The 26,233-nt window shown below is 72.5% G+C and carries 20 protein-coding genes; 12 read left to right on the plus strand and 8 right to left on the minus strand.

Annotation, left to right across the window (positions count from 1 at the left end; genetic code table 11):
• Positions 1-2,058 (plus strand): hypothetical protein, encoded by a 2,058-nt coding sequence (locus P2H44_RS19745; protein ID WP_275766286.1) that lies wholly within the window; start codon positions 1-3, stop codon positions 2,056-2,058.
• Positions 2,059-2,067: 9 nt separating this feature from the next.
• Here P2H44_RS19745 and P2H44_RS19750 read toward each other — a convergent pair whose 3' ends face one another.
• Positions 2,068-3,042, minus strand: coding sequence for a LysR family transcriptional regulator (locus P2H44_RS19750; protein ID WP_275766288.1), 975 nt, complete (start codon positions 3,040-3,042; stop codon positions 2,068-2,070).
• Between the two features lie 189 nt (positions 3,043-3,231).
• Here P2H44_RS19750 and chvE point away from each other — a divergent pair, with 189 nt between their 5' ends.
• From chvE to P2H44_RS19800, 10 genes are all read left to right on the plus strand, one after another.
• Entirely contained in the window at positions 3,232-4,305 is a 1,074-nt protein-coding gene (chvE, locus tag P2H44_RS19755; RefSeq protein ID WP_275766290.1) for a multiple monosaccharide ABC transporter substrate-binding protein, read from the plus strand.
• A 143-nt stretch (positions 4,306-4,448) separates the two neighbouring features.
• A complete protein-coding gene (gene mmsA, locus P2H44_RS19760; RefSeq protein ID WP_275766292.1) occupies positions 4,449-5,981 on the plus strand; it encodes a multiple monosaccharide ABC transporter ATP-binding protein in 1,533 nt (510 codons plus the stop codon).
• Positions 5,978-7,195, plus strand: coding sequence for a multiple monosaccharide ABC transporter permease (mmsB, locus tag P2H44_RS19765; RefSeq protein ID WP_462976309.1), 1,218 nt, complete (start codon positions 5,978-5,980; stop codon positions 7,193-7,195). The genes mmsA and mmsB overlap by 4 nt, the downstream gene beginning before the upstream one ends.
• Positions 7,196-7,198: 3 nt before the next feature.
• Positions 7,199-8,194: an AraD1 family protein gene (araD1, locus tag P2H44_RS19770; protein WP_275766294.1), complete on the plus strand. Its 996-nt coding sequence runs from the start codon at positions 7,199-7,201 to the stop codon at positions 8,192-8,194.
• 9 nt (positions 8,195-8,203) lie between these two features.
• Positions 8,204-9,946, plus strand: a complete 1,743-nt coding sequence (gene araD, locus P2H44_RS19775) for an L-arabinonate dehydratase (protein ID WP_275766296.1) — start codon at positions 8,204-8,206, stop codon at positions 9,944-9,946.
• Positions 9,933-10,892, plus strand: coding sequence for a Gfo/Idh/MocA family protein (locus P2H44_RS19780; RefSeq protein ID WP_275766299.1), 960 nt, complete (start codon positions 9,933-9,935; stop codon positions 10,890-10,892). The genes araD and P2H44_RS19780 overlap by 14 nt, the downstream gene beginning before the upstream one ends.
• A complete protein-coding gene (locus tag P2H44_RS19785) occupies positions 10,889-11,743 on the plus strand; it encodes an SMP-30/gluconolactonase/LRE family protein (protein ID WP_275766301.1) in 855 nt (284 codons plus the stop codon). The genes P2H44_RS19780 and P2H44_RS19785 overlap by 4 nt, the downstream gene beginning before the upstream one ends.
• A 407-nt stretch (positions 11,744-12,150) precedes the next feature.
• The gene (locus P2H44_RS19790; protein ID WP_275766303.1) at positions 12,151-14,712 is read left to right on the plus strand and encodes a hypothetical protein; all 2,562 of its coding nucleotides are present in this window, start codon (positions 12,151-12,153) and stop codon (positions 14,710-14,712) included.
• Positions 14,713-14,865: 153 nt separating this feature from the next.
• Entirely contained in the window at positions 14,866-16,134 is a 1,269-nt protein-coding gene (locus P2H44_RS19795; protein WP_275766304.1) for a calcium-binding protein, read from the plus strand.
• A gap of 153 nt (positions 16,135-16,287) precedes the next feature.
• The gene (locus P2H44_RS19800; RefSeq protein WP_275766306.1) at positions 16,288-17,166 is read left to right on the plus strand and encodes an NAD-dependent epimerase/dehydratase family protein; all 879 of its coding nucleotides are present in this window, start codon (positions 16,288-16,290) and stop codon (positions 17,164-17,166) included.
• A gap of 25 nt (positions 17,167-17,191) precedes the next feature.
• On the opposite strand, the gene P2H44_RS19805 is transcribed toward P2H44_RS19800, so the two are convergent.
• Entirely contained in the window at positions 17,192-17,770 is a 579-nt protein-coding gene (locus P2H44_RS19805; protein ID WP_275766308.1) for a class I SAM-dependent methyltransferase, read from the minus strand.
• Positions 17,771-17,916: 146 nt separating this feature from the next.
• Between P2H44_RS19805 and P2H44_RS19810 the strand changes: the two genes are divergently transcribed.
• Positions 17,917-18,546 carry a DUF6962 family protein gene (locus tag P2H44_RS19810; protein WP_275766311.1) on the plus strand — a complete coding sequence of 210 codons (630 nt, stop codon included), beginning with the start codon at positions 17,917-17,919 and terminating at the stop codon, positions 18,544-18,546.
• Here the strand turns inward: P2H44_RS19810 and P2H44_RS19815 are convergent.
• From P2H44_RS19815 to P2H44_RS19840, 6 genes are all read right to left on the minus strand, one after another.
• Positions 18,532-20,268 (minus strand): flavin-containing monooxygenase, encoded by a 1,737-nt coding sequence (locus tag P2H44_RS19815; protein WP_275766313.1) that lies wholly within the window; start codon positions 20,266-20,268, stop codon positions 18,532-18,534. The genes P2H44_RS19810 and P2H44_RS19815 overlap by 15 nt on opposite strands.
• Before the next feature lie 7 nt (positions 20,269-20,275).
• The gene (locus P2H44_RS19820) at positions 20,276-21,235 is read right to left on the minus strand and encodes a fatty acid desaturase (protein WP_275766315.1); all 960 of its coding nucleotides are present in this window, start codon (positions 21,233-21,235) and stop codon (positions 20,276-20,278) included.
• 176 nt (positions 21,236-21,411) lie between these two features.
• Entirely contained in the window at positions 21,412-22,611 is a 1,200-nt protein-coding gene (locus P2H44_RS19825; RefSeq protein WP_275766318.1) for a glycosyltransferase, read from the minus strand.
• A 35-nt stretch (positions 22,612-22,646) separates the two neighbouring features.
• On the minus strand, positions 22,647-23,771 hold the full coding sequence (locus tag P2H44_RS19830) for a cyclic nucleotide-binding domain-containing protein (protein WP_275766320.1): 1,125 nt from the start codon (positions 23,769-23,771) through the stop codon (positions 22,647-22,649).
• Positions 23,772-24,001: 230 nt separating this feature from the next.
• Positions 24,002-24,925, minus strand: coding sequence for a diacylglycerol/lipid kinase family protein (locus tag P2H44_RS19835; RefSeq protein ID WP_275766322.1), 924 nt, complete (start codon positions 24,923-24,925; stop codon positions 24,002-24,004).
• Complete coding sequence (locus P2H44_RS19840; RefSeq protein WP_275766324.1) at positions 24,922-26,130, minus strand: glycosyltransferase; 1,209 nt, start codon at positions 26,128-26,130, stop codon at positions 24,922-24,924. The genes P2H44_RS19835 and P2H44_RS19840 overlap by 4 nt, the downstream gene beginning before the upstream one ends.
• Positions 26,131-26,233: the final 103 nt, after the last annotated feature.

The raw sequence follows: 26,233 nt of genomic DNA on the forward strand, positions 1-26,233 counted from the left end.
ATGAACAGTCAGACGCCCGATGCGCAGGGGTCGGCCGCGCCGACCGACGCGCAGAGGCTGGCGGCGACGCTGGACGCGGCGCTGGAGCGGCTGGAGCAGGCCCGCCCCTTCGCCAAGCATCGCCACCAGCCGCCCGTGCTGGCCGTCGTGGGCCGCATGATCGCGGTCCCCGGCGGGCTCGAGGCGCTGGACGCGCGCGCCGCGCGCATGGAGGCGGCGGGGATCTTCCAGGGCTCGGACTGGGACAGCCCCCGCACGCTTCTGCCCCAGCTCACCGGCCAGACGCTGGCCTCCGCCGACATGGCGCTCGTGGCCCTCGAGGTCGCGAGCCTCATGCGCCTGCTCGTCGCCGCCCGCGGCGAGGCGGGGCCCCGCGGCGTGCCGCAGGAGTTCGCGCGCCATTTCCTGACCCAGGCGCTGGCGCTGAACCTGCGCCACTTCTTCGCCACGACCACCGAGGCGGACCGCCAGGCCGCCCACCCCGGCCTGCGGCGGACGGTGTTCCGCTACATCGCCGATCACGTCGGGCTCGAGGACGTGCTGGGCGTGCTGGTGGACGAGATCTGGCGCATCCTCGACCAGCGGCCGGTGCAGACCGGGCCGGTGAAGGAGATGATCACCCAGATCTCCATCGCCATGACCCGCGCCGACGTCGCCGCGGGGCGCGCCCGCTCGGGCGCCGAGCGTCTGGTGGCGGCCCTCTTCGGGCCCACCACCCAGTGCCGCGACGACCCCGGCCTCGCGGTCTATTTCGAACGGCTGAGCCATCTCGACGAGGCCGCCCTGATGCATGAGGCGACGGGCTTCGCGCGCGCCATGCACGACACCGGCCTCGTCTCGGACTACCACGCCGCCTTCCTGCGCTGGATCGTGTGCGAGACCGACGTGGACGTGGTCGACGAGGCGCTGGGCCTCGGCCCCACGGGGCGCGAGTGCCGGCGGCGCTGGCGCGGCCTGGTCGACGAGCTGGTGGCCTTCGCGATCTCCGAACGCAGCCCCCAGGCGGTGCACGGCCTCGCGCTGATGCTGGAGCGGGGCCTCCTGCACGTGCCCCCCATCGCGCCGGCCCTGCGCCGGCAGATGACCGCCCGCGCGGCGCCCGCGGTGGCCGAGCGGCTGAGCCTGGCCTACGGGGCGGAGCTCTCGGCCGAGGTGCGCCTGCTCGCCGGCGTGCTCGAGGTTCTGGGCCAGCCGCTGGGCGTGGGGCAGGGGGCCAACCCCACCTGCCAGTCGGCGCGCGCCATCGCCATGTGGTCGATGAACGATCCCGACTTCCTGCTGCACCTCGTCGCCCAGGCGACCGAGTTCGACGCGGTGCTGATGCATTTCGAAGGCCGCCCGATCCGCTCCTCCGAGCTTCCGGCGGGGCTGGCGGCGGGCGCGCCGCTCGACGCCGATCCGGTCTCGGTGCTGCTGGTGCCGCATCTCGACCGGATCTACGCCGAGATGGGGCGCCTGTGCGCCGAGCGGGGCGGCGATCCGCACCGCTGGATCAACCCCGAGTTCCACGGCTGGTGGGTGCCGCGGGAGTGCCTGGTGGCCGTCGACGTCGCCACCGGCCGGCTGGCGGCGTTCGACGCCTTCCTCACCCGCTTCTTCCAGGCCTACGACCCGCGCTTCAACGGCGGGCGCCCGGTGATCCACCCCCAGCCCGCGGGGGTCGCCGCCACCGACAGCGCCGCGCGGTTCGTGGGCTGGCACGCCATCGCCATCCAGCGCGTGGCCGAGGACCAGCACGGCGAGATGCGGGTCTATTTCTACAACCCCAACAACGACAGCGGCCAGGACTGGGGCGGGGGCATCGTGGTCTCGACCGCCGGCTGCGGGGAGCGTCACGGCGAGGCCTCGCTGCCGATCGAACAATTCGCCGCGCGCCTCTACCTGTTCCATGACGAGCCGGTCCACGCGCCGGGCGTCGGCGCCCCGGTCCCAGAGCCGATCCTGGCCCGCATCAACGCCATGGTCGCGCAAAGCTGGGCCGCCGACCGCCTGCCCCCCGACCACCTGTCGCTGGTCGGGGCCGAACCGGGACCGGAGGGCGATCCGGGGAGCGTCTGAGGCGACCGCTCAGAGCCGCCGGATCTGCGTCTCGATCAGGCTCAGCACCCGGGCGACGGGGGGCGGGGGCGGCTCGTCCGCGCGCAGGATCAGCGAGAACGGGGTCACCGCGATGTCCTCGGCCACGTCGAGCCGGCGGATGTTCCCGCTCAGCCCGCTGCGGGAGGCGAAGAACTCCGCCACCGCCCGCGACAGCGGCGCGACCGCGTTGGTGTCCGAGACCAGCGCCAGCGTCAGCAGGATCGAGGAGGTGCCCAGCACCCGCTTCGGCTGCGGCAGGCCGCGGGCCAGCAGCCAGCTTTCGACCGTGCGCCGCTGCAGGCCGCCGGGCGGCTGCATCACCCAGTCGTAGATCAGGCAATCCTCGATCCGCACCCGCTCGAGCCGGGTCAGCGGATGCTCCAGCCGCACCACCAGGCTGACCGGCTCGGGGCCGATGGGGCGAAGCGAGACGGCGCGCGCGTCGAGCTCGTCGGGCAGGCGGCCGATGTAGAAATCGAGCTCCAGCCTCAGCAGCTGCTCGGCGAGCTTGTCGGAGGTGTCGACCTGCACCGAGACCTCGATCTCGGGATAGGTCACCCGCAGCTCCCGGATCACCGGCAGCACGATCTCGAGCGCCGGGCCCGTGACGGCGCCGATGCGCACCAGGCCCCGGGCGCCGCGGGTCGTCTCCTGGATCTCGTCGAAGCCCTGGTCGAGCTGGCGCAGCACGATCTCGGCCCGCGCCGCCAGCAGCCCGCCCGCCTCGGTCAACGTCACGCCCCGCGGGTGGCGGACGTAGAGCGGCGCGCCGGCGGCCTTCTGCAGCTCCGCCAGCAGGCGCGAGGCGGCGGGCTGGGTGATGCCGAGCTGCGCCGCGGCCGCCGAGATCCGCCCCGTCTCCGCCAGCGCCGCCAGCAGCCGCAGCTGGGAGAAGCGCAGCCCCCGGCGCAGCAGCGCGTCGCGGCGGGGCGGCTCGGTCGCGCCTGGGGGCCTGCGGGGCACGGGATATCTCCTGATTGATATATCCAGAGGCCGATTACTGATTTGATCTGCATGTCGACGCAAGGGAAGAAAGAGCCGGTCGACGACGCCGGGCGGGAGGAGCCCGCCGGCGCGCTCGGCGAACACGAAGGCGTCGGACGCGATCGGCTGGGAGGCTGAGGATCCGCAGGCGCCCAAGGGAGGACACCGATGATTTCCGTCACGCGCCTGCTCGCGACGAGCGCGCTCGCCGCCGTCGCCCTGTCCGCGGCCCTGCCGGCCTTCGCCGCCGACAAGGGCTACGTCGGCATCGCCATGCCCACCAAGTCCTCGGCGCGCTGGATCGCCGACGGCGACAACATGGTGAAGAAGTTCCAGGAGGCCGGCTACGAGACCGATCTCCAGTACGCCGAGGACGACATCCCCAACCAGCTCGCCCAGATCGAGAACATGATCACCAAGGGCGTCGACGTGCTGGTGATCGCGGCCATCGACGGCACCACGCTGACCAGCGCGCTGGCCAACGCCGCCGCCGCCGACATCAAGGTGGTGGCCTACGACCGGCTGATCCGCGACAGCGGCGACGTCGACTATTACGCCACCTTCGACAACTTCAAGGTGGGCGTGCAGCAGGCCAACACCCTGGTCGACGGGCTCAAGGAGCGCTTCCCCGACGCGCATCCCTGGAACGTCGAGCTGTTCGGCGGCTCGCCGGACGACAACAACGCCTACTTCTTCTACAACGGCGCGATGTCGGTGCTTCAGCCGATGATCGACGCGGGCGACGTGGCGATCCCCTCGGGGCAGATGGGCATGGACACCGTCGGCACGCTGCGCTGGGACGGCGCGGTCGCCCAGGCCCGAATGGACAACCTCTTGTCCGCCAACTACACCGACCAGACGGTGCACGGGGTGCTGTCGCCCTACGACGGGCTGTCGATCGGCATCATCAGCTCGCTGGGCGGGGTCGGCTACGGCTCGGGCGACATGAAGATGCCCATCGTCACCGGCCAGGACGCCGAGATCCCCTCGATCAAGGCGATCCTGCGGGGCGACCAGTACTCCACCATCTTCAAGGACACCCGGGCGCTGGCCGAGGTGACCGTGGGCATGGTCAACGCCCTGATCGAGGGCGGCGAGCCCGAGATCAACGACACCACCACCTACGACAACGGCGTGAAGGTCGTCCCCTCCTACCTGCTGGAGCCGGTCCCCGTGACCGAGGCCAACTGGGAGAAGGTGCTGATCGACAGCGGCTACTACACCGCCGACCAGGTCAACTGAGCCCGACCGCCGTCGCGCGGACGGCCGGGGCCCTGCGCCCCGCCGCCGTCCCCGCGACGGACCCGGTCCCGCCGGATCTCCTCCCCGGCGGGACCGCGCGGGCCCTTTTTTCTTCCCCCCTCCCATCCAAGGAGCAGCCGGACATGGCAGCGATCCTGGAAATGCGCGGGATCACCAAGGCGTTCCCCGGCGTCAAGGCGCTCGACGACGTGACGCTGTCGGTCGAGGCGGGCGAGATCCACGCCCTCGTCGGCGAGAACGGCGCCGGCAAGTCGACGCTGATGAAGGTGCTCTCGGGCGTCTATCCGCACGGCTCCTACGAGGGCGACATCGTCTTCGACGGCGAGGTGAAGCGCTTCCAGGCGATCCCCGACAGCGAACGCGAGGGGATCGTCATCATCCACCAGGAGCTGGCGCTGGTCCCGCTCCTGTCGGTGGCCGAGAACATCTTCCTGGGCAACGAGCGCGCCCGCCGCGGCGTGATCGACTGGGGCGAGACCAACGCCCGCGCCGCCGAGCTGCTGGCCCGCGTCGGGCTGAAGGAGCATCCGGGGACGCGGGTCGACGACCTCGGCCTCGGCAAGCAGCAGCTGGTCGAGATCGCCAAGGCCCTGTCGAAGAACGTGCGGCTCCTGATCCTCGACGAGCCGACGTCCTCGCTCAACGAGCAGGACAGCGACAAGCTGCTGGACCTGCTGGTGGAGTTCCGCCGCCAGGGGGTGACCTCGATCCTGATCTCCCACAAGCTCAACGAGATCAGCCGCGTCGCCGACACCATCACCGTGCTGCGCGACGGGGCGGCGGTGGCGCGGCTCGACTGCCGGAACGGGATCTCCGAGGACGACATCATCCGCGACATGGTCGGGCGCAGCCTCGAGGACCGCTATCCCCCGCGCGAGCCGAAGATCGGCGAGGTCGCGATGGAGGTGCGCGGCTGGACCGTGCGCCACCCCCAGCACCCCGAGCGCAAGGTGGTCGACCGGGTCGACTTCCACGTCCGCCGGGGCGAGGTGCTGGGCATCGCCGGCCTGATGGGCGCCGGGCGCACCGAGCTCGCCATGAGCCTGTTCGGGCGATCCTACGGGCAGGACATCTCGGGCGAGGTCTTCATCGACGGCCGGCCCGCGGACCTGTCGACCGTGGGGCGCGCGATCAAGGCGGGGCTCGCCTACGCCACCGAGGACCGCAAGGGCTACGGCCTGGTGCTGGACGACAGCATCCGGCGCAACGTGCCGCTCGCCCGGCTCGAGGCCATCGCCGACGGCTGGGTGGTCGACCGGGAGAAGGAGGCCGCGCTGGCCGAGCGCTACCGCGGCCGGCTGAACATCAAGTCCTCCTCCATCGAGCAGGAGTGCGTGAACCTCTCGGGCGGCAACCAGCAGAAGGTGGTGCTGTCCAAGTGGCTGCACGCCGACCCCGAGATCCTGATCCTGGACGAGCCGACCCGCGGCATCGACGTGGGCGCGAAGTTCGAGATCTACTGCGTGATCCGGGACCTGGCCGCGGCGGGCAAGGCGATCATCGTGATCTCCTCCGAACTGCCCGAGCTGCTGGGCGTCACCGACCGCCTCCACGTCATGAACGAGGGCCGCTTCGTCGCCGAGATGCCGACCGCCGAAGCGAGCCAGGAGCGGATCATGTCCGCCATCATCAAGTCGAGCCGAGACGCCGCATGACCGACTCCACAGCCTCCGACGCCCGCCGCGCCGACGCGCCCGAGCCCCAGATGAAGGCCTCGATGCGCTACCTGCGCCGACACCTTCGCGAATTCGGGATCCTGTTCGCGCTGATCGTGATCATGGCCTTCTTCCAGGTCGCCACCGACGGCATCCTGCTCAAGCCGGTGAACCTGACCAACCTGTTCCTGCAGAACAGCTACATCGTCATCATGGCCATCGGCATGCTGCTGGTGATCGTGTGCGGGCACATCGACCTCTCGGTCGGCTCGGTGCTGGGCTTCGTCGGCGCGCTCGCGGCGGTGATGATCGTGCAATGGGGCCTGCCCTGGCCGGTGGCGGGCGTCCTGTGCCTGATCGCGGGCGCGCTGATCGGCATGGCCCAGGGCTACTGGGTCGCCTACTTCGGCATCCCCTCCTTCATCGTCACCCTGGCGGGGATGCTGGTCTTCAAGGGCCTGACCCTGTGGCTGCTGGCCGGCCAGTCCGTCGGGCCGTTTCCCGAGGCGTTCCGCCTGATCTCCTCGGGCTTCGTGCCCGACCTCTTCGGGGGGGAGGGGCTGAACCTCTTCTCGCTCCTGCTGATGGTCGCGGCGGCGGCGCTGGTGCTGGGGCTGGCGGTGCGCGCGCGGCTGCGCCAGATCGCGGCCGGAACGGCCGAGGAGCCGCTGGTGTTCTTCGCCGCCAAGAACCTGCTGATCTTCGTCGCGCTGGTCTGGATGGGCTGGCTGATGGCGGATTTCCGCGGCCTGCCCAACGTCTTCATCGTGATGGCGCTGCTGATCGCGATCTACTCGTTCCTCACCTCGCGCACCACGGTCGGGCGGCGCATCTACGCCATCGGCGGCAACGCCAAGGCGGCGACGCTGTCGGGCATCAACGCCAAGCGGCTGACCTTCCTGACCTTCGCCAACATGGGGATGCTCGCGGCCCTCGCCGGCGTGGTCTTCGCGGCCCGGCTGAACACCGCGACGCCCAAGGCGGGGCTCGGCTTCGAGCTCGACGTGATCGCGGCGGTCTTCATCGGCGGCGCCTCGATGTCGGGGGGCGTGGGCACGGTGATCGGGGCCGTCGTCGGCGCCTTCATCATGGGCGTGATGAACAACGGCATGTCGATCCTGGGCATCGGCATCGACTGGCAGCAGGTCATCAAGGGGCTGGTGCTGCTGGCCGCGGTGATCTTCGACGTCATGAACAAGAAGAAGGGGGCCTGAGCGATGCTGCTGTCCCAGTTCCGAACCCGCGACGGCGGCGTGCAGGTGGTCGCCCGCGACGGGGCCGAGGCCTTCGCGCTCGCCTCCGACCTGCCGCTCCGCGAGCTCGCGCTCCAGGCGATCGAGCAGGGCCGGACCCTGACCGAGCTGGTCGCCGCCACCGGGTTGAAGGAGCCCGTCGACCTCGCGCGGCTCTATGCCGAGGGGCGCCTGCTGCCCCCGATCCTGCACCCCGACCCGGCCCACCTGCACCTGACGGGCACCGGGCTGACGCATCTCGGCTCGGCCTCCACCCGCGCCACGATGCATGCGGGCGCCAAGGCGCAGGACGAGACGGACAGCATGAAGATGTTCCGCCTCGGGATCGAGGGCGGCAAGCCCGCGGACGACCGCGCGGGCGTGCAGCCGGAGTGGTTCTACAAGGGCCAGGGCGACGCGCTGATCCCCCCGGGATCGCCGCTCGACCAGCCCGCCTTCGCCGAGGACGGGGGCGAGGAGCCCGAGATCGCCGGCATCTACGTCATCGGCCCCGACGGCGCCCCCTTCCGCCTGGGCTTCGCGCTGGCCAACGAGTTCTCCGACCACGTGATGGAGCGGCGCAATTACCTCTACCTCGCCCACTCCAAGCTGCGTCCCGCCGCGGTGGGGCCGGAGCTGCTGGTGGGCGAGCTGCCCGCCTCGGTCGAGGGCGTTTCCCGCATCCGGCGCGGGAACGAGACGATCTTCGAGCAGCCCTTCCTGTCGGGCGAGGCGAACATGTCCCACTCGCTCGCGAACCTGGAGCACCACCACTTCAAGTACGCGGGCTTCCGCCGGCCGGGCGACGTGCACGTGCACATGTTCGGCACCGCCACGCTCAGCTTCGCCGCGGGCGTGCAGACCCGCGACGGCGACGTCTTCGAGATCGAGGCCGCGCCCTTCGGCCTGCCCCTGCGCAATCCCCTTCGCGTCGCCGTCCCCGTCTCGCCCGAGCCGCGGACCGAGATCCGCGCGCTGTAAGGAGCGAGCATGACCTTCCAACCCGCCCCCTGGCCCCGCAGGTTGCGCAGTCAGGAATGGTACGGCGGCGACAGCCGGGACCATATCTACCACCGCTCCTGGATGAAGAACCAAGGGCTGCCGGCGGACCTGTTCGACGGCCGCCCGGTGATCGGCATCTGCAACACCTGGTCCGAGCTGACCCCCTGCAACGCCCACCTGCGCGACCTCGCCCAGCGGGTGAAGAACGGGATCTACGAGGCCGGCGGCCTGCCGCTGGAGTTCCCGGTGTTCTCGACCGGCGAGAGCAGCCTGCGTCCCTCGGCGATGATGTACCGTAACCTCGCGGCCATGGACGTGGAGGAGGCGCTGCGCGCCAACCCGCTCGACGGGGTGGTGCTGATGGTCGGTTGCGACAAGACCACGCCCGCGCTGCTGATGGGCGCGGCCTCGGTCGACCTGCCGGCCATCGTGGTCACCGGCGGTCCGATGCTGAACGGCTGGTTCCGGGGCGAGCGCGTGGGCTCGGGCACCGCGCTCTGGCAGATGTCCGAGGCGATCAAGGCCGGGGAGATGAGCCGGGAGGATTTCCTCGAGGCCGAGCAGGCCATGTCCCGCTCCCCGGGCTCGTGCAACACCATGGGCACGGCCTCCACCATGGCGAGCATGGCCGAGGCGCTGGGCATGGCCCTGTCGGGCAACGCCGCGATCCCCGCCGTCGACAGCCGCCGCCGGGTGATGGCGCAGCTCACGGGCCGGCGCATCGTTCAGATGGTCAAGGACGACCTGAAGCCCTCCGACGTGCTGACGCGCGAGGCGTTCGAGAACGCGATCCGCTGCAACGGCGCCATCGGCGGCTCGACCAACGCGGTCATCCACCTGCTGGCGCTGGCGGGCCGGGCGGGGGTCGACCTGACCCTCGACGACTGGGACCGGCTGGGCCGCGACATCCCCACCATCGTCAACCTGATGCCCTCGGGCGACTACCTGATGGAGGAGTTCTTCTACGCCGGCGGCCTGCCCGTGGTGCTCAAGCGGTTGGGGGAGGCCGGCCTCCTGCATCGCGACGCGCTCACCGTCTCGGGCGAGAGCGCGTGGGAGCAGGTGAAGGACGCGCGCAACTGGAACGAGGAGGTGATCCGCCCGGTGGAGCGGGCGCTGACCGCCTCGGGCGGGATCGCGGTGCTGAACGGGAACCTCGCGCCGAAGGGCGCGGTGCTCAAGCCCTCGGCCGCGAGCCCCCACCTGATGACCCACCGCGGCCGCGCCGTCGTCTTCGAGGACATCGACGACTACAAGGCGCGGATCGAGGACGAGGACCTCGACATCGACGAGACCTGCGTCATGGTGCTGAAGAACTGCGGGCCCAAGGGCTATCCGGGCATGGCCGAGGTCGGCAACATGGGCCTGCCGCCGAAGGTCCTGCGCAAGGGGATCAAGGACATGATCCGCATCTCGGACGCGCGCATGTCGGGCACCGCCTACGGGACGGTGATCCTGCACGTCTCGCCCGAGGCCGCCGTGGGCGGGCCGCTGGCGGTGGTGCGCTCGGGCGACATGATCGAGCTCGACGTCGCCGCCCGCCGCCTGCATCTCGACGTCCCCGAGGCGGAGCTCCAGGCGCGCCTCGCCGCCTGGACCCCCGCCGCGCCCGCGCCGTCGGGCGGCTACGCCCAGCTGTTCCACACCCATGTCGAGGGGGCCGACACCGGCGCCGACTTCGACTTCCTGCGCGGCCGGCGCGGCAAGGAGGTGCCCCGTGACAGCCACTGAGGCGCCCAGCGGGACCATCGACATCGCGGTGGTGGGCGTGGGCAAGATCGCCCGCGACCAGCACCTGCCGGCGCTGGCGGCCGACCCGCGCTTCCGCCTGGCCGCCGCCGCCACCCGCTCCGGCGCGGTGGAGGGGGTGGAGACCTTCGCCACGCTCGAGGCGCTGCTCGACGCCCGCCCCGACGTCGCCGCCGTCTCCCTCTGCCAGCCGCCGCAGGCGCGGTTCGAGGCGGCGCGCGCGGCGATCCTCGCCGGCCGCCACGTGATGCTCGAGAAGCCGCCCGGCCAGACGGTGGCCGAGGTGCAGGCGCTGGCCGATCTCGCCGCCCGGCAGGGCGTGACGCTGTTCGCCACCTGGCACTCCCGCCACGCCCTGGGCGTCGGCCCGGCGCGCGCCTGGCTCTCCGCCCGCAGGCCCCGGCGGGTGCGGATCACGTGGCAGGAGGACGTGCGCGAGTGGCATCCGGGGCAGACCTGGATCTGGCAGGCCGGGGGGCTGGGGGTGTTCGATCCGGGCATCAACGCGCTCTCGATCCTGACCGCGATCCTGCCCGCGCCGGTGCGCCTGACCGCCGCCGACCTGCACGTCCCCGCGAACTGCGAGACGCCCATCGCCTGCGACCTCGTCTTCGCGGGACCGGAGGGGCTGGAGGTCGAGGCCCGCTTCGACTTCCGCTGGGAGGGCCCGCCGCGCTGGGACATCGAGGTGGAGACCGACGACGGCCGCCTGACCCTCTCGAAGGGCGGGGCGGCGCTGGAGATCGACGGCGCGCCGCAGCCCCTCTCGGGCCCGGGCGAATACCCCGACCTCTACCGCCGCTTCGCCGAGCTGATCGCCGCGGGCGCCAGCGACGTCGATCTCGCGCCGCTGGTCCATGTGGCCGACGCCTTCCTGCTGGGTCGCCGCCTGACGGTCGAGCCCTTCCACGACGGGGCCGCCCCGTGAGCGGGGAGGCCGAGGTCTTCTGCGACCGCCCGTGCGAGCTGGGCGAGGGGCCGCTGTGGCATCCGCTCCGCTCTCAGCTGTTCTGGTTCGACATCCTCGGCCGGCGCCTGCTGACCCGCACCGAGGCCGGCCCGCAGGACTGGTCCTTCCCCGAGCACGTCTCCGCCGCCGGCTGGATCGACGCCGACCACCTGCTGATCGCGACCGAGACCGCGCTGCGTCGCTTCCACATCCCCTCGGGCGAGCATGAGCCGATCGCGGATCTCGATCACCGCGACCCCGCCACCCGCTCCAACGACGGGCGGGCGGACCCGTTCGGCGGCTTCTGGATCGGCACGATGGGCAAGGGTGCCGAGCCGGGCCGCGGCGGCATCCACCGCTTTCACCGCGGCGCGGTCGAGACGCTGTTTCCCGAGATCACCATCCCCAACGCCATCTGCTTCTCGCCCGACGGGCGGCTCGCCTATTTCGCCGACACGCCCACGCGGCGGATCCTGCGCGTGGCGCTCGACGCCGAGGGCTGGCCGCAGGGCGAGCCGGAGCTGTTCGTCGACCTCGCGCCCGAGGGGCTGAACCCCGACGGCGCGGTCGTCGACGCCGAGGGCGCCCTGTGGAACGCCCAGTGGGGCGCGGGCCGGGTGGCGCGCTACCTGCCCGACGGCCGCTTCGACCGCGCGGTCGCGGTGGGCGGGCGCCACGCCTCCTGCCCCGCCTTCGGCGGCGAGGGCCTGCGCACCCTGTTCGTCACCACCGCGCGGGAGGGGATCGCCGACCCCGACGCCCGCCAGGGCCTGACCTACCGCGCCGACGCCGGCGTCGCAGGTCGGCTCGAGCCGCCGGTGAAGGTCTAGGCGCGGCGAGGCGCCCCTGTCCGGAACATGATCCTGTCAGGCGGAATCTCCGGCTTGCGGCTTCGCGGGTCGTGAGCCTGCTGAGGGGGCGGCTTCCGGGGCTCGGGCGCCAAGGCGCGCCGTTGGCGATGATCGCTTGAAGCCAGCGCCTTGGCGGACGATCCGCGCCTGTCGCCCCCGCTCCGGTCGAGCCCATCGTCGATGCCCGGGCGGCGACGCGCGCGCCCGCCTCGCCTCCCCGCAACGCATCGCATTCACTGAAAACTCGATGGAACAATGCTAAGGTTCCCATGCGAGCGATGGACGGGCCCTGGTTTTCAGGCGCGCCAAGTCCGCCGCGACGCGGTCCGTGGGAGGGGCCGCGCCGCGCGCGCCGCATGTCTCTTTGGTGGGAGGACGCATTTCAGATGCCGCAGGACTTCGACGACTCCGACGACGCCCAGCACGCGCGCGACGCCGCACTTGCCGGCGGCCTGCTCGCCGCGGCGGCGAGCGAGCCGCTGACCCTCTACGCCGATCCGTCCCCCGCGACCCTGCCGGAGGGCGCGCCGACCGGCACGCCCGTGACCGTCGCCAAGGCGGACGAGGCGTCGGACGGGGACGGCGCCCTCAGCTTCACCATCGCCTCCGGCAACGTCGACCTGGACGGCGACGGCGTGCTCGCCTTCGCCATCGACGCCGACGGGGCGGTGACGGTCGCCGACCCGGACGACCTGGATTTCGAGACCCGGCCGACCTTCACCCTCCGCCTCGCGGCCATGGATTCGAGCGGGCAGAGCGATGCGGTCGACGTGGAGGTGATCCTCTCCGACCTCGTCGAGCTGATCGGGGGCTACGACGGCTCCACCCTGATCGGCGGTCCGGCCGACAACCTGATCCTGGGTCTGCATGGCGACGACACGCTGCAGGGCTCCGACGGCGACGACGTGCTGCGCGGGGGCGAGGGCATCGACACGGTGCGCGAGATCTCCCACGGCGCCCTCACGCTGACCGACGAGCGGCTGGTCGGGCGCGGGACCGACCTCCTCGAAGGCTTCTTCCGCGCCGAGCTGGTCGGCGCACGTCCCGATCCCGTGGTCGTCTACAACGACGTCCTCGACGCCTCGGGCTTCACGCGCGGGACGGTGCTGCTGGACGGATACCTGGGCGACGACACGCTGATCGCGCCCGAGACCGCCGGGCTGGGCACGAACTGGACCTCCAACGTCAACCGCCTGACGGGCGACCTGGGCGACGACTCCTTCGTCGGCGGCGCCGGGCGCGACATGATCGTGGAGACCGGCGCCGCGAGCTTCGTCGCCGGCGACGGCACGCTTCAGGGCCTGGGCGAAGACGTGTTCTCGGGGATCGAGGCGCTGCGCCTGACCACCGACTCCGGCGACAGCCTGATCGACGTCTCCGGCTTCCGGGGCGATCGGACCTACCTGAAAGGGGGGCTGGGCGACGACGCCGTGATCGGCGGCGGCGCCTACGACGTCTACACCTCCACGCGCGCCCTGTGGAAAGACAGGAACGACGTGGTCGCCACGGGGACCACGATCTTCGACAGCTGGACGGACACGCTGGTCGGGATCGACGCGCTGCGGCTGGTCGGCGGTTTCGGCGGCGTCCTGGACGCCTCGGCCGCGACCGCCGGCACGGTGGAGATGTCCGGCGGGCTGGGCGACGACACCTTCATCGGCAGCGACCGCAAGGTCGACTGGGTGCGGACGATGCCGTACCTCGGGGAGGACTGGAACTACACCGTCGCCGCGACCCAGCTGATCACCCGGCGCCTGGTGTCGGACGAGGTGGCGGGCACGGACACGCTGGTCGACATCGACTACGTGCGCCTGGTCGGGGGGCGGGGCGCGTCCACCTTCGACGTCTCGGGCTTCGAGGGCGAGCGCACCTTCATCCAGCCGGGCGGCGGCGCCGACACGGTGATCGGCCGGGCCGGGGGCGTCGACCGGGTCGTGGCCTATTCCGAGCTCGACATGACGCTGACCGACGACCAGCTGCTGGGGCAGGGGCCGGTGTCGCTCCGCAACGTCGAGGAGGCCGCGCTGTTCGCGCTGGCCGGGGACGTGGTCTTCAACGCCGCCCAGTTCACCCGCGGCCCGGTGTTCCTGACCGGCGGCGCCGGCGACGACGTCCTGCGCGGCGGCGCGTCGAGCGACGAGCTGACCGGCAACGCGGGGAACGACACGCTGTTCGGCGGCGCGGGCTGGGACATGGTGGTCCAGGCCGGCGACGTCGACATGGTCCTGACCGACGCGACGCTGACCGGCGTGGGGACCGACGAGCTGCACAGCATCGAGCGGGCGCACCTGACCGGGGGCCTGGGCGACAACACGCTCGACGCCTCCGCCTTCACCGGGGCGATGGTCATCCTCGAGGGCGGATGGGGCGACGACCGGCTGGTCGGCCGGGCGGCGCGGCCCGACGCGGTGCAGGCCAGGGGCGACGTCGACTTCGTGCTGACCGACGACACGCTGACCGGACTGGGAACGGACGCGCTGGTCGACATCGACCAGGCGCGCCTCTACGGCTGGTCGGGAAGCAACACCTTCGACGCCTCCGCCTTCACCCGGGGCGAGGTGCGCATCTACGCGGGCGCGGGCGACGACGTGCTGGTCGGCGGACAGGCCTCGGACCGCCTGTTCGGCGACGTGGGCGCCGACGTCTTCTGGCTGCTCGACCCCGCCTGGGAGCCCGACGAGATCGACTTCGAGCCGGGCGAGGACGCGCTGCGCCTCTCCGCCGCCGGCTTCTCGGAACTGCCGACGGGGACGCTCTCGCCGGACCGGCTCTTCGTCGACGCCGCCCCGACCGGCGGCGCGGCCGCGCTGATCTACGACACGGCCACGGGCGCGCTGAGCTACGACGCCGACGGCTCGGGCGCCGCCGCGGCCGTCCGGATCGCGACGCTGCGCGACGCGCCGGCGCTGGAGGCCGCGGACATCGCGGTCGAGACCTTCCTGATCTGATTTCGCAGCGCCCCCCGGCCTTCGGTTCCGCCGCCGTTCATATCCAGTGTCGTCTGCTCCGCGCGCGCCGTGGGGCGGCGCATCTCTCCGACTCGCGCGTGGTCATCCGGCGCCCGGGGAGCGGGGTTCGCGGGGGAACAGGGAGGCTTTCCCATGACGCTGCAGTTCATAGGCACAGATTCCGACGGGTTCACGCCTGCCGGCAACGGCGACATGGTCGTGGTGGTCGCAAGCGGACGCCTGTCGATCCAGGGGTTCGGCGACGCCTTCGACTTCGCCGGGCTCAGCTCGGTCTCGCTGGTCGTCCTGGGGTCGATCTTCTCCGAGGACGGGGATGCGGTCAGCTCGGACGGCGGATCCAGCGCGCTCAAGGTCACGGTCGACCCGGGAGGCAGCATCACCGGAGCCAGCGACGGGATCGAGCTGAACGGCAACAGCCATGTCGTGATCAACCACGGCCTGGTCCAGGGCCTGAGCGACGCCGCGGTGCAGATGCTGGGCGCAAGCAGCAAGGTCACGAACTTTGGGACGATGGCGGCCAGCCGCGGCGTGATCATGGACGCGGCCGACGGACAGGTCGTCAACCACGGCCTCATCCACGGCGTCACCTCGGTCGGCGTCTCCCTGTCGACGGGCGGGTCGCTCCTGAACACAGGGATCATCACCTCGGCGGCGGTGGCGGTGGTGATGAGCGGGCCGGAGGGCACGCTGCGCAACAGCGGCGAGATCTCGAGCCTCGGCGCCAACGCCTTCTCGGGCTCCACCGGGATCGACGTCGTGCAGAACTCCGGCCTGATCGCTGGCGATGTCGCCCTCGGGGACGGCGCGGACCTGCTGCGCAACAACGGCGGGCGGATCGTGGGCGACGTGGATACGGGCGCCGTCGCCGACAAGGTCCTGAACCGCGACGGCTCGATCGACGGCGATCTCCTCCTCGACGACGGCAACGACCTCTACCGGGGCGGCAAGGGCTCGACGGTCGAGGGTCGCATCCTGGCCGGAGAGGGCAACGACACCGTGATCGGCGGCGACGGCGAGGACGTGGTCGAGGGCGGCGGCGGCTTCGACCGGCTGTTCGGCAAGGCCGGCGACGACGTGCTCAAGGGCGGCTCGGGCGAGGACCTGATCGTCGGCGGCGGCGGCGACGACGAGATGACCGGCGGCTCCCAGGCCGACGTCTTCCGCATCGGCCGCCATTCCGGCGACGACCTGATCACCGACTGGACCGACGGCGAGGACGTGCTGAACCTGCGCGCGCTCAACATCGATATCACCACCTCGGTCGGCGACGTGAAGGCCGCCTCCCAGAACCGCGCGGGCGGCGTGGTCATCATCGACCTCGACGCGCTGGGCGGCGACGGCAGCCTCGAGATCACGGGCTGGAACGTGAACCTGATGGGCTCCTCGGACTTCATCTTCTGAGCCCGACGGGCGGGCGCGGGGACCGGTCAGACCCGGCCTCCCGCCCGCCCTCTGCGGCATTTCCTCAGGCCGGTCTCGAGTGTTGGCCTCGCCGCGGATATGGCGTTAGTCATTGAATGTGATGCGTAAGGAAATCGGAGGTCGCTGGCGATCATGATTCTGGTCACTGGAGCCTCCGGCCTCATCGGCCGTCATCTCTGCGCGCGGTTCGAGCGCGCTGGGATCGCCTTCCGGCCCTTCGACCACGCCCGAACCCCCGAAGAGGACATCCGCGATCCCGACCGGTTCGCGCAGGCGCTGGAGGGAGCCACGGGCGTCGTGCACCTCGCCGCCGTCTCCCGCGTGGTCTGGGGGGAGCGGGACCCCGACCTGTGCTGGCGCACCAACGTCGTCCCGCTCGAGACGCTGCGCGAAGGCGGCCTCGCGCGGAGCGGCCGCTTCATGGTCTTCGCCAGCAGCCGCGAGGTTTACGGCGAGCAGGAGACCCTCCCCGTCCCCGAGCATGCGCCCTTCGCCCCGATGAACGTCTACGCCCGCAGCAAGGTGGCGGGCGAGGGGGTCGTGCAGGCGCTGCGCGACGAGGGCATGGTCGCCAACATCTGCCGGTTCTCGAGCGTGTTCGGATGCCCGCAGGACCATCCCGACCGCGTGGTCCCCGCCTTCGCCGCGGCCGCCGCGCGGGGCGGCGTGATCCGCATGGAAGGGCGCGGCAACACCTTCGACTTCACCGCGGTCGAGGACGCGGTCGACGGCCTGTTCCGCCTGGTCGAGGCCAGCGCGCGGGGCGAGCGGCTGCCGCCGCTCCACTTCGTCTCCGGCCGGGGAACGACGCTCGAGGATCTCGCCCGCTCGGTGTCGCGCCACGCGGCGCCGGGGCTCGAGATCGTCGACGCGCCGGCGCGCAATTTCGACGTCGGCCGCTTCGTGGGCGACCCGTCGCGCGCCTTGCAGGAGCTCGGCTGGAAGGCGGAGACCGACCTCGAGGACCGTCTCGCCCGCTTCGTCGGCGAGCTGCGCGCGGTGGCCGCCTGAGCGATCTCACGCGCGGCGAACGGCGTCAGGGGCCCTCGCGCCGCCAGAGCCCCACGAACTGAAGCTCGTCCGAGAGGAACCGCGGCAGCAGCGGGTGGCAGCGCGCGGGGTGGACCATCCCGTCCTCCACGAACCCGCCCGCCGCCATCACCGGGCGCCACGACCAGTCCCGCTGGTAGCGGTAGGGGCAGGGCACGCCGGCCAGGCGGTTGCCCACCTCGTCCATCATGCACAGCATCGCGAAGCCGGCCCGGGTGGCGTGGACGTGGTCCTTGAGCAGCACGTAGCGCGCCGAACAGCGCATCAGCTCCCGCAGGCTCGCCTCGGGGTCGTCGCAGTGGTGCAGCACGTCGACCGCGTAGACGAGGTCGAAGGCGCGGTCCTCGAAGGGCAGGTCGCCGCCGGGGTAGAGCATCGGCTCCACCCGCGCGCCGCGCGCCCGGCGCACGTCGAGCGCGACGACCGAGCCGGCGAGCCCCCGCTCGGGGAACTTCTCGGCGAACCAGCCGTCGCCGGCGCCGAAGTCGAGCGCGCGCAGCCCCGCGCCGCGATCGCCCAGCAGGGCGGCGCAATGGTCGAGCACGGCGTGGCGATAGCCGAACATGGCGCGTCTCCTGCCCGCGGCGCCGGAGGGTCGCCCGGCCGATCTTCGATGTGCGATTCCGTATACATCAGGGGCGCCGACGTGCAAATTGCGGGCGTGAAACGCATTTCCGGACGCGCCCGCGCCGGTCCAGACGGATGCCCAGGATGACGGACCTCGAGATTTCGGCTCTGACCGACGTGATCCTTGCGTGCGAGGCCTTCTTCCTCGCGGGGCTCGCCGCGCGGCGGGAGATGGCGCCAGGCTCGCCGGCCTTCGCCTTCGCGGCCTACCTGTTCCTCGGCGCGCTCGCCTTCCTGCTGGGGGCGATCGACCACACCTTCCTCGAGCCGACGCACCACCCGCTGAACCCCGCGATGAAGGCCGCGACGCGCATCGTCGCGACGGTCTCCTCGCTGGCGCTGCTGGCGATGACCGCGCGGGCGTTCCTGGGCAGGCGGGCGGGGCGGATCACGATCCTCGCCGGCGCGGCGGCGGCGGCCGCGGTCGTGGTCCACATCCTGCTGGAGGACAACTTCTTCGTGCCGCTCGCCGCGCAGCTGGTGGTGGTGCTGGCGCTGCTGATCCTGTCGGGGCGCGCGGCCCTGCGGGGCGAGGCCTCGCCGCTGCTGCCGCTGGCCGCGGCGCTGATGATCGCGACGGGAATGCTGCCGCCGCTCGGCGTCTCGGTGGCGGGGCTGGGGCTCTACGGCACGTTCCACGTCGCCGTCATGGGGACGGTGCTGGTCCTCTACCTCGGCGGGCGCACGCTGCCCGCCGTCTCACTCCGCCGCTGACAGCGGCGCGGGCGCCTCGGCCGCGGCGGGCGTCGCGGCCGGCCGCGGCGGCGCCTGGCGCAGCGGGACCGCGCGGCCCCGGCGCGCGATGCGCCGCTTCGCGATCCGCTCCAGGATCTGGTCGATCCGCAGCAGGCGCGTCAGGCCGATGACCGCCGCGTAGGTCGCCACGTAGCGCGCCAGCGAGACCTTCTCCTCCCGCCGGAAGCCGAACATCATGGGCGTCACGTAGCGGTCGATGCGCGCCCGCTCCTCCGGCCCGTAGTCCGCCACCAGCATCCGCAGCAGCAGGGGCGAGGCCGGCGCCCGCAGAAGCTGCGAGAACAGCCGCCAGTCGCGCCGCGGATCGAAGCGGCGCAGCAGGCGGCGGTAGCCGCTCAGCTCCATCGCCTCCATCATCACGCCCAGGTACCAGAACGGGCAGACGATGTTGCGGTTCGAGCGTTCGTAGCCGAACAGCGCGTCCAGCTCCTCGGCCTGCCGGTCGGCGGTCTCGCGCATCTCCCGCGGGCCCGGCAGCGTCACCTCGCCCGACCACATCCGCTGCGCGAACAGGCACTGGAGCTCGATCATGTAGGGCAGCGACAGGATCGTGGGCCGCGCGAAGCCGAAGAAGGTCAGCGAGGGGTCGTCGGGATGCACGACGAGGCGATAGAGCCGGTCGGTCGGCGTCGCGCGCAGCGCCTCGGGCAGGAAGGCGAAGTCGGCCTCGTAGCCGAAGGAGCAGACCAGGTGCGTGGCCCGGACCGAGCGGCCGTCCTCGAAGGTCACGCGGTCGCCGTCGCAGGAGGCGACGCCGCGCGCGGGCGTCACCCGGCCGTTCCAGACATGCTCGACCGCGTGGCCGTTCTTGTTGAAGAACTGGCGGAACCAGCGGATGTCGTTGGTCCACTCCGCCACGCCGTGGCCCTGGTAGGCGAAGAGGCTGCCCGAGCTCGCCACGCTGGCGATCGTCCGCCGCCCCGGGGAGCCCTTGTGGACCGTGGTCAGCAGGCCCATCACCACCGAGGAATACTCGTCGAGGGGCATGTCGTTGCGGTCGTAGTGGCCCGGCGGCGCGTCGCGCTTGATCGGGGCCTTGCGGAAGAAATGCTGCCCGCCGCGGATCGCCCAGGTCACGTCGGCGCCGGTCCCGCTCGCGAGGTCGTGGATGATGTCGGCCGCCGTCTCGCCGCCGCCGTAGACCACCACGTGATCCCCCGGCCCGGCGCCCAGGTCCAGCGGATGCTTCAGGTCGCCCGCGTGGACGAGCTTGCCGGCGAAGCCCGCCGCGGGCCCCGTGATCGGGCGGCGGCGCTGGTGGACGCCGGTCGCGATCGCCAGCCGCTCGGCCCGAAAGACGCGGCCGTCGGCGGTCTCGACCCGCCAGATCCCGTCCTCCTTGCGCGCCTCGGCCACCTTGGCGCCGGTCACGATGCGGTCGCTCAGGCCGAAGCGCTCGGCATAGGCGCGCAGGAAGGCCAGCGCGTCCTCGTGGCGGAAGAAGTTGCCGGCCGCCTCGCCCATCGACAGGTCCGAGGCCTCGGTCACGTGCCGCGAGGAGGAGGAAACGGTGTTGCGCATCACCGTGACGACGCCGGGGTCGTCGCTGTAGTTCCACACGCCGCCGAGGTCCTCGCGCCCCTCCAGCAGCATCACCTCGAGGCCCGCGGCGCGGGCGTATTTTGCGGCGTAGAGCCCGGCCCAGCCGGCGCCGACGACGAGAAGTCCCAGGGGCGCCATGGATCGACTAGGCCTCCAGCGTGCGGCCGAGCGCCGGGCCGCGGATCGCGTCCCAGAGCGTGATGACGCTCTCGCGGTAGACGGGATCCGCCGCCTTCAGCTCGGCGTGCAGTCGGGCGAGGTTGTGATAGGGCACGCCCGGATAGAGGTGGTGGGCGGTGTGGTACTTCATGCCGTGGGGCTGCAGCAGGTCGGCCAGCGGCGACTCGATCGTGTAGCTGTCGATCAACTGGTCGTTCCAGTCGGAGCGCCGGTCCAGCATCTCCTCCAGCCCATGCTCCAGCGGCACGCGCAGGGTCAGCAGCAGCCAGCCCCCGACCAGCACGGCGTAGAGCGGAAGCAGCGCCTGCGGGGCGAGGATCGCGAGCGCGGCCAGCATCGCCACGTAGACCCGGCTGCGGGCCACGACCTGGGCGCGGTAGGCGGGTTCGGGCACGTTGGCGGGGTTCAGGCCGCGCCGCTCGAACAGGTCCGCCATGGCGGCCTCGGCCCTGACCCCGCCGAAGGCCGCGATCAGCGCCTGCGCCAGCCCCACCAGCGGCATGACCACGGGGGCGAGGACCAGGACGCTCAGCGCCAGGCGCGGATCGCGGCGCAGGGTCAGGTACTGCGGATCGATCTGCGTGCGGAACAGGCCGGGGCTGTGGTGGACCTGGTGCGGCCGCTTGAAGCGCACCACGGGCGCGAGGCACACGGCCCCCACCGTGTGGTCCCACAGCAGCCGGAAGCGGCGCAGGCGCGGGTCGTGGAAGTGGTGCACGATGTCGTGGCCGAAGATGCTCGCCCGGTGCAGCGAGACGGTGGCCAGCACGTAGGCCGCGGCGATCGCCAGCGGGTGCTGCGCGTGCAGGAGCCACAGAAAGCCGACGAGGAAGCCGCCGAAGTCGATGGCGAAGTCGCGGTGATAGCGTGCGAGGTCGATCTCGTAATGGCTGCGGGCGATGCGCCCGGGTCGACGGTCGGACATCCAGAATTCCCCCCTGCGCCTCGTCTACGCCTCCGGCCCGCCCGGCGGATGCGCCGGCGGGCTCGGACGAAGCCGCATCCGGAATTAGTGACGGACTCCAAGGCCCGCAGGCAAGTCCCATCGCCGGGCGCGGCATCCCGCCCGCCGCCCTCGTCCGGGGCCGTGCCGGCGGCGCCTCAGGCGCCGGGCGCCCCGGCCGCCGCGGTCTCGAACCCGGCGAGGCCGGCCACCGTGCGGCAGGCCTGCATCCAGTCGAAGGCGCGCCGCGCCGCGTCCGGCGGCGCCGGCGGCTCGGCCATCGCGCGCTCCAGCGCCGCGACCGCGCCGTCGAGATCGGTGTAGAGATGCGCGTTGGGATAGGCCGCGAAGGGCGCGTTGGCGGGGCAGTCGGGGATCACCACGTGCCGCCCGGCGACCAGCGCCTCGGCCGTGGTGGTGCACAGCACCTCGCTGCGCGAGGGATTGAGGAACACGCGGTGCGGACCGATCAGCGTCCAGGGCTCGCCCGAGGCGCCGTGGAAGGTCAGGGGCGCGCCGGCGTCCCTGGCCCGCGCGCGGATCGCCTCGCCGTCGCCGCCCTCGCCGATCACGTCGACGGGCAGGCCGGTGCGCCGCGCGATCTCGATCACGTCGCCCAGGCCCTTCTCCCAGATCAGGCGGCCGAGGAAATAGATCCCGCGCGTGTCGGGCGTCACCGGCGGCGCCGCGGCCCAGGGCGCGGGCACGCCGGTCACCTGCGCGCGGCGCATCCGCCCGCCGACGTCCACCACCTCCTCGACCGCGCCGGACAGGGGCACGGCCACGTCCACGTGCCGGTCGATCCGGCTGCGGTGGTAGCGGGTGGCGAGGCGCGCGGCCCGGTCGGTCAGCGCCAGCGGCAGCCGCCGGTGCTGGTGGGCCGAGCGGATGTAGTCCTCGTAATTCGTCATCACCACGCCCACGACCCGGCGCGCGTCCAGCCGCCGGCGCGGGCGGGTCCAGGGCCCCCAGGCGAGGTGCTCGGGCTCATGCAGCACCAGCGCCTCGGCGGGGGGCACGGCGGCGAAGACGTCGCCCTGCGGCACGATCGAGCGGGCGGTCCACCACACGCGGGCGGGATAGGGGACGATGTCGGGCAGCGGCGGGCAGCCGATCCGCGCGGCCTCCTCGTGCAGGGCGGCGGCGTGATCGGCGAAGGTCGCGTGCACCGGCCCGCCCCACAGGCGCTGCCCCTCGGGCTCGACCCAGGGCACCACGTAGACCACGCGCAGCCCCAGCGCCTTCAGCCCTCCGGCGTGCCAGATCGAGAAATACGCGGGCCCCGTGCGCCACGGCAGGGCCGCCGTGGTGACCACGGCGACGTCGTAGCGCCCCGCGCCCGGCTTCGGATCGGTCATCGTCGCGCGCCCCCCCTGGTCGTCCGCGCCCCCGGCTAGCCCATGATCCCGAAGGCGAAGCCCGCCGCGCCCGGCAGGATATGGGCGATGGTCACGCCCGCGATGTTGCGATGGCGCAGGAAGATCGCGCCGAAGACCATGCCGCCCGCGAAGGTCAGCCCCACCGCCATCAGGCCGAAATGCACGTGGAAGACGCTGAACATGCCCGCCGACAGCACCACCGAGAGGAACCCGTTCTCGTCGCCCAGGAAGCGCTGGAAGGCGGTCTGCAGGAAGCCGCGCCCGAACAGCTCCTGCAGGAAGGAGTGCAGCGCGTAGGCGCCCAGCGCCAGCCAGTCGAAGCGCACCGAGAGGTCCGAGAGGCTCTTGCCGCCGAGGATCATCGCCAGCGCGCCCACCGCGGCGAACAGCACCAGCCCGATCGCCGTCCCCTCGAGGATCGAGCGGCCCAGCCCCTCGTGCGTCAGCCCCATGGTCCGGCGCGGCACGCCCAGCACATGCGCCACGATCATCGTGGGCAGCATCATCATCGCCAGGTACTGCCAGGAGAAGATGGTCGAGCGCGGGTCGATGTCCCACAGGTTCTCGAGGATCAGGCCGTAGGTGACCATCCCCAGGCCCAGCACGGCGATGGAGTAGATGTAGAACAGGCCGAAGGCGCGCCGCTCCTGCAGCGCCTCGACCTCGCGCTCCATCGCGGCGACGTACTTGTCGTTGTTGCGCCGGACGCGCTTGGCGAGCGTGGCGCCGATGGCGGCCTTCAGCGCCAGGCTGACCGTGTCGCCGGAAGGGAGGGCGCGCAGGTCCGCCTCGCGCACCTCCAGCGCCACGACGTCCTCGCGCGCCCGCACGCCGGCCGAGCGGGCGGCGCCGTCGAGAAAGGCGATCTCGCCCACGAACTCCCCGGCGACCAGGCTCGCGAGCAGGTGCTCCTCCCCGCCCGAGACGTCGATCACGTCCACCGAGCCGGCGTTGAGGATGTAGAGCGTGTCGGCGGCCTCGCCCTGGCGCACGATCCACTCGCCGGCGGCGAAGCGGCGCTCGCGCGCCAACGCCTTGATCGCGTCGCCATGCGCGGTCAGGCTTCCCGCCAGCGCGCCTTCCAGCGTGCGCCAGCCCGGACCGTCGAACGCCCGCAATTCGCTGATCGTCTCGGCCATGGTCCTCCTGCACGTGCTGGGGGTGTAAGCTCGCGCCGCGCCGGCCGGGCGGCCGGGGACGCAGGGCCTCCGAAAAAGGGCAGGGGCGCGGGCATTGCAAGCCCTTTCGCCCCCGCCCGCCGCCTCCGGCGCAAGTACCGCACGCGCGGCACCCGGGGCGCCGCAGGTCGCGCGACGGTCGCGCCCGCGCGCCGCGGATGTCGTCGGGCGCGGAACAGTTGGGGCTGGGCTCAGGCCTCCCCGTCCGGCGCGCAGATCCGCACCGGGTCGGGGCTGAAGGAGAAGCGGGCCGGCAGCCTCGCGACCACGTCGCCGTCGGCCTGGACCGGCGCGCCGGCGGGCTCAAGGACCTCCAGCGTCTCGGCCTCGACCCCCTCGACCAGCGCCAAGCGGCGGGCGAGGCCGGGCGGGATCGCCATCGCGCGCAGCGCGACCGACAGCGCCGAGCCCGGGGGGAACAGCGTGACGTGGAAGCTCGGCGTCGCCACGTCGGCCTGCGGCGCCAGCACGAAGCCGCCGCCGTAGCGCTTGCCGTTGCTGATCACGACCGTGGCGGCCTCGCGCTCCGCGCCGCCCAGCGACACGCGGAACCCGGGGCAGCGCCAGCGCGCGACGGTGCGCAGCGCCTCGAACACGTAGGCGGCCTTGCCGAAGCGGTTCTTGGTCGCGCGGCGCACCTGCGAGACCACCTGCGCGTCCAGACCGACCCCGGCCATCATCATGAAGCGCCGCTCGTTCACCACGCCCAGCCGCACGCGGCGCAGCCGGCGGCGCATCAGGCAGGCGACGATGGCCTCCGGCTCGCGGCCGATGCCCAGTTCGTGCGCCAGCACGTTCGCCGTGCCCAGCGGGATCAGGCCCAGCGGCGGCGTGTCCGGCCCCACGCCCTGCAGCGTGTCGTTCAGCGTGCCGTCGCCGCCCGCCACCACCAGCAGGTCGGCGCTCTCGAGCGTCGTTTGCCGCGCGAAGCGGGCGGCGTCCCCGGCCGCGGTCGTGGTCAGGACCTCGCAGCGCGCCCCCGCGGCGCGGAGCCGGTCCAGCACCGCCTCGAACCGCGCCGTGCGCCGGCGCCCGGCGCGCCGGTTGTAGATGATGCGGAAGGTCGGCTGCGCCCGATCCGCCGCGGAGCCGGCAGGCTCGCGCTGCTCGGTCATCCGAGGCCCATCGCGGGGTCGGGCGCGCGCGCCGGCGTCTCGGCGGAGGCGGGGCGGCATCCCGCCGAGATCTCGTCGAGGATCGCCACGACGTCGGCGTTCGAGGTGTTGGGCGCGCGCCGCCGCGGCCGCGCCCCGCTCCAGCCCGAGAGGGCGTTGGCGTAGCGGCGACGGAACTCGTCCAGCGAGCCGAAGGCGGCGCCGAGGTCGTTGCGCAGCACATGGCGCAGGACCGCGCCCTCCTGCGGCAGCGCCAGGCTGCGGTCGAGCAGGAGCGGCGCGCCCAGCGCCAGCGCCTCGCTGACGCTGCCGGGACCGGGCTTGCCGATGAAAAGGTCGCTGACCGACAGGTAGTCCGGCACCCGGTCGGTGAAGCCGATCACCTGCCTGGGGAAGGGCGCGTCCAGCGCGCGCAGCCGCTCGGCCACCGCCTCGTTCCAGCCGCACAGGAAGACCACCTGCGCCTCATGCGGGACGCGGCGCATCTCCTGCGCCAGGTCGACCATGCGGTCGCTGCCATGGGCGCCGTAGAGGACGGTGACGACCGGGCGGGCGGGGGCGAGCCCCAGCGCCTCCCGCCGCGCCGGGCGCCGGGCGGCCTCCGCGACCTCGGGGCGCACCAGCAGCCCGCCCATCTCCCGGACCCGCGGCGCCAGCCGGCGCCGCCGGCGCGCGTGGGCCGCGGCCTCGGGCGTGCCGCAGATCGCGTGGTAGTCGTCGCGGTCGGGGAACCACAGGCCCGGCGCGAGCTCCGCCCAGTCGGTGATCAGCACCACGCCCTCGGCCGCCCGCGCCTGCGGCCCCGAGGCCCGGTAGCGGGCCAGCGCGTTCAGCATCACGCGGTTGCTCAGCGGCATCACCGACAGGGCGACGTCGGGCGCCTCCTCCTCGAAATACCGCGCCAGGATCCGGGTGGCGGGCGCCTCGAAGGCCACGTAGTTCAGCTTCAGCCCGGCGTAGAACAGCCAGCAGGCCAGACCGCCGCGGCCGCGCCGCAGGATCGACTCGTTGTAGATCTCCTCGCCGCTGCGCCGGCCCAGCCGGGCGAAGACGTCGAGATGCGGGATCAGCGCCTTGTAGGGATTGACCAGCGTCACCCGGTAGCGCCCGGTCGCCTCGAGACAGGCCTTCAGCGCATGGGCGCTCGCCCGGTGGCCGCCGCCGGCATCCGTGTAGATGACGGCGACATGCACCCGCCCCGTCATCCAGGGCCGCCCGGCAGGGCCGCCGCCGGAGGCGCGGCCGCGCCCCCTTCGGCCGCGCCTGGGCAGGGGAGGCCGCGTCCCGCGCCGCGGCGACGCTGGACGC

It is taken from the genome of Albimonas marina (genome assembly GCF_029223255.1).
Lineage (GTDB): Bacteria > Pseudomonadota > Alphaproteobacteria > Rhodobacterales > Rhodobacteraceae > Albimonas.

Excerpts from the sequence above, each read along its gene's own strand:
- P2H44_RS19795 (WP_275766304.1), top strand. The coding sequence starts at position 14,866 with ATGACGCTGCAGTTCATAGGCACAGATTCCGACGGGTTCACGCCTGCC.
- P2H44_RS19810 (WP_275766311.1), top strand. The coding sequence starts at position 17,917 with ATGACGGACCTCGAGATTTCGGCTCTGACCGACGTGATCCTTGCGTGC.
- P2H44_RS19825 (WP_275766318.1), bottom strand. The coding sequence starts at position 22,611 with ATGACCGATCCGAAGCCGGGCGCGGGGCGCTACGACGTCGCCGTGGTC.
- P2H44_RS19835 (WP_275766322.1), bottom strand. The coding sequence starts at position 24,925 with ATGACCGAGCAGCGCGAGCCTGCCGGCTCCGCGGCGGATCGGGCGCAG.
- P2H44_RS19745 (WP_275766286.1), top strand. The coding sequence starts at position 1 with ATGAACAGTCAGACGCCCGATGCGCAGGGGTCGGCCGCGCCGACCGAC.
- P2H44_RS19830 (WP_275766320.1), bottom strand. The coding sequence starts at position 23,771 with ATGGCCGAGACGATCAGCGAATTGCGGGCGTTCGACGGTCCGGGCTGG.
- P2H44_RS19815 (WP_275766313.1), bottom strand. The coding sequence starts at position 20,268 with ATGGCGCCCCTGGGACTTCTCGTCGTCGGCGCCGGCTGGGCCGGGCTC.
- P2H44_RS19800 (WP_275766306.1), top strand. The coding sequence starts at position 16,288 with ATGATTCTGGTCACTGGAGCCTCCGGCCTCATCGGCCGTCATCTCTGC.
- P2H44_RS19805 (WP_275766308.1), bottom strand. The coding sequence starts at position 17,770 with ATGTTCGGCTATCGCCACGCCGTGCTCGACCATTGCGCCGCCCTGCTG.
- P2H44_RS19820 (WP_275766315.1), bottom strand. The coding sequence starts at position 21,235 with ATGTCCGACCGTCGACCCGGGCGCATCGCCCGCAGCCATTACGAGATC.
- araD (WP_275766296.1), top strand. The coding sequence starts at position 8,204 with ATGACCTTCCAACCCGCCCCCTGGCCCCGCAGGTTGCGCAGTCAGGAA.
- mmsA (WP_275766292.1), top strand. The coding sequence starts at position 4,449 with ATGGCAGCGATCCTGGAAATGCGCGGGATCACCAAGGCGTTCCCCGGC.
- P2H44_RS19840 (WP_275766324.1), bottom strand. The coding sequence starts at position 26,130 with ATGACGGGGCGGGTGCATGTCGCCGTCATCTACACGGATGCCGGCGGC.
- mmsB (WP_462976309.1), top strand. The coding sequence starts at position 5,978 with ATGACCGACTCCACAGCCTCCGACGCCCGCCGCGCCGACGCGCCCGAG.
- araD1 (WP_275766294.1), top strand. The coding sequence starts at position 7,199 with ATGCTGCTGTCCCAGTTCCGAACCCGCGACGGCGGCGTGCAGGTGGTC.
- chvE (WP_275766290.1), top strand. The coding sequence starts at position 3,232 with ATGATTTCCGTCACGCGCCTGCTCGCGACGAGCGCGCTCGCCGCCGTC.
- P2H44_RS19790 (WP_275766303.1), top strand. The coding sequence starts at position 12,151 with ATGCCGCAGGACTTCGACGACTCCGACGACGCCCAGCACGCGCGCGAC.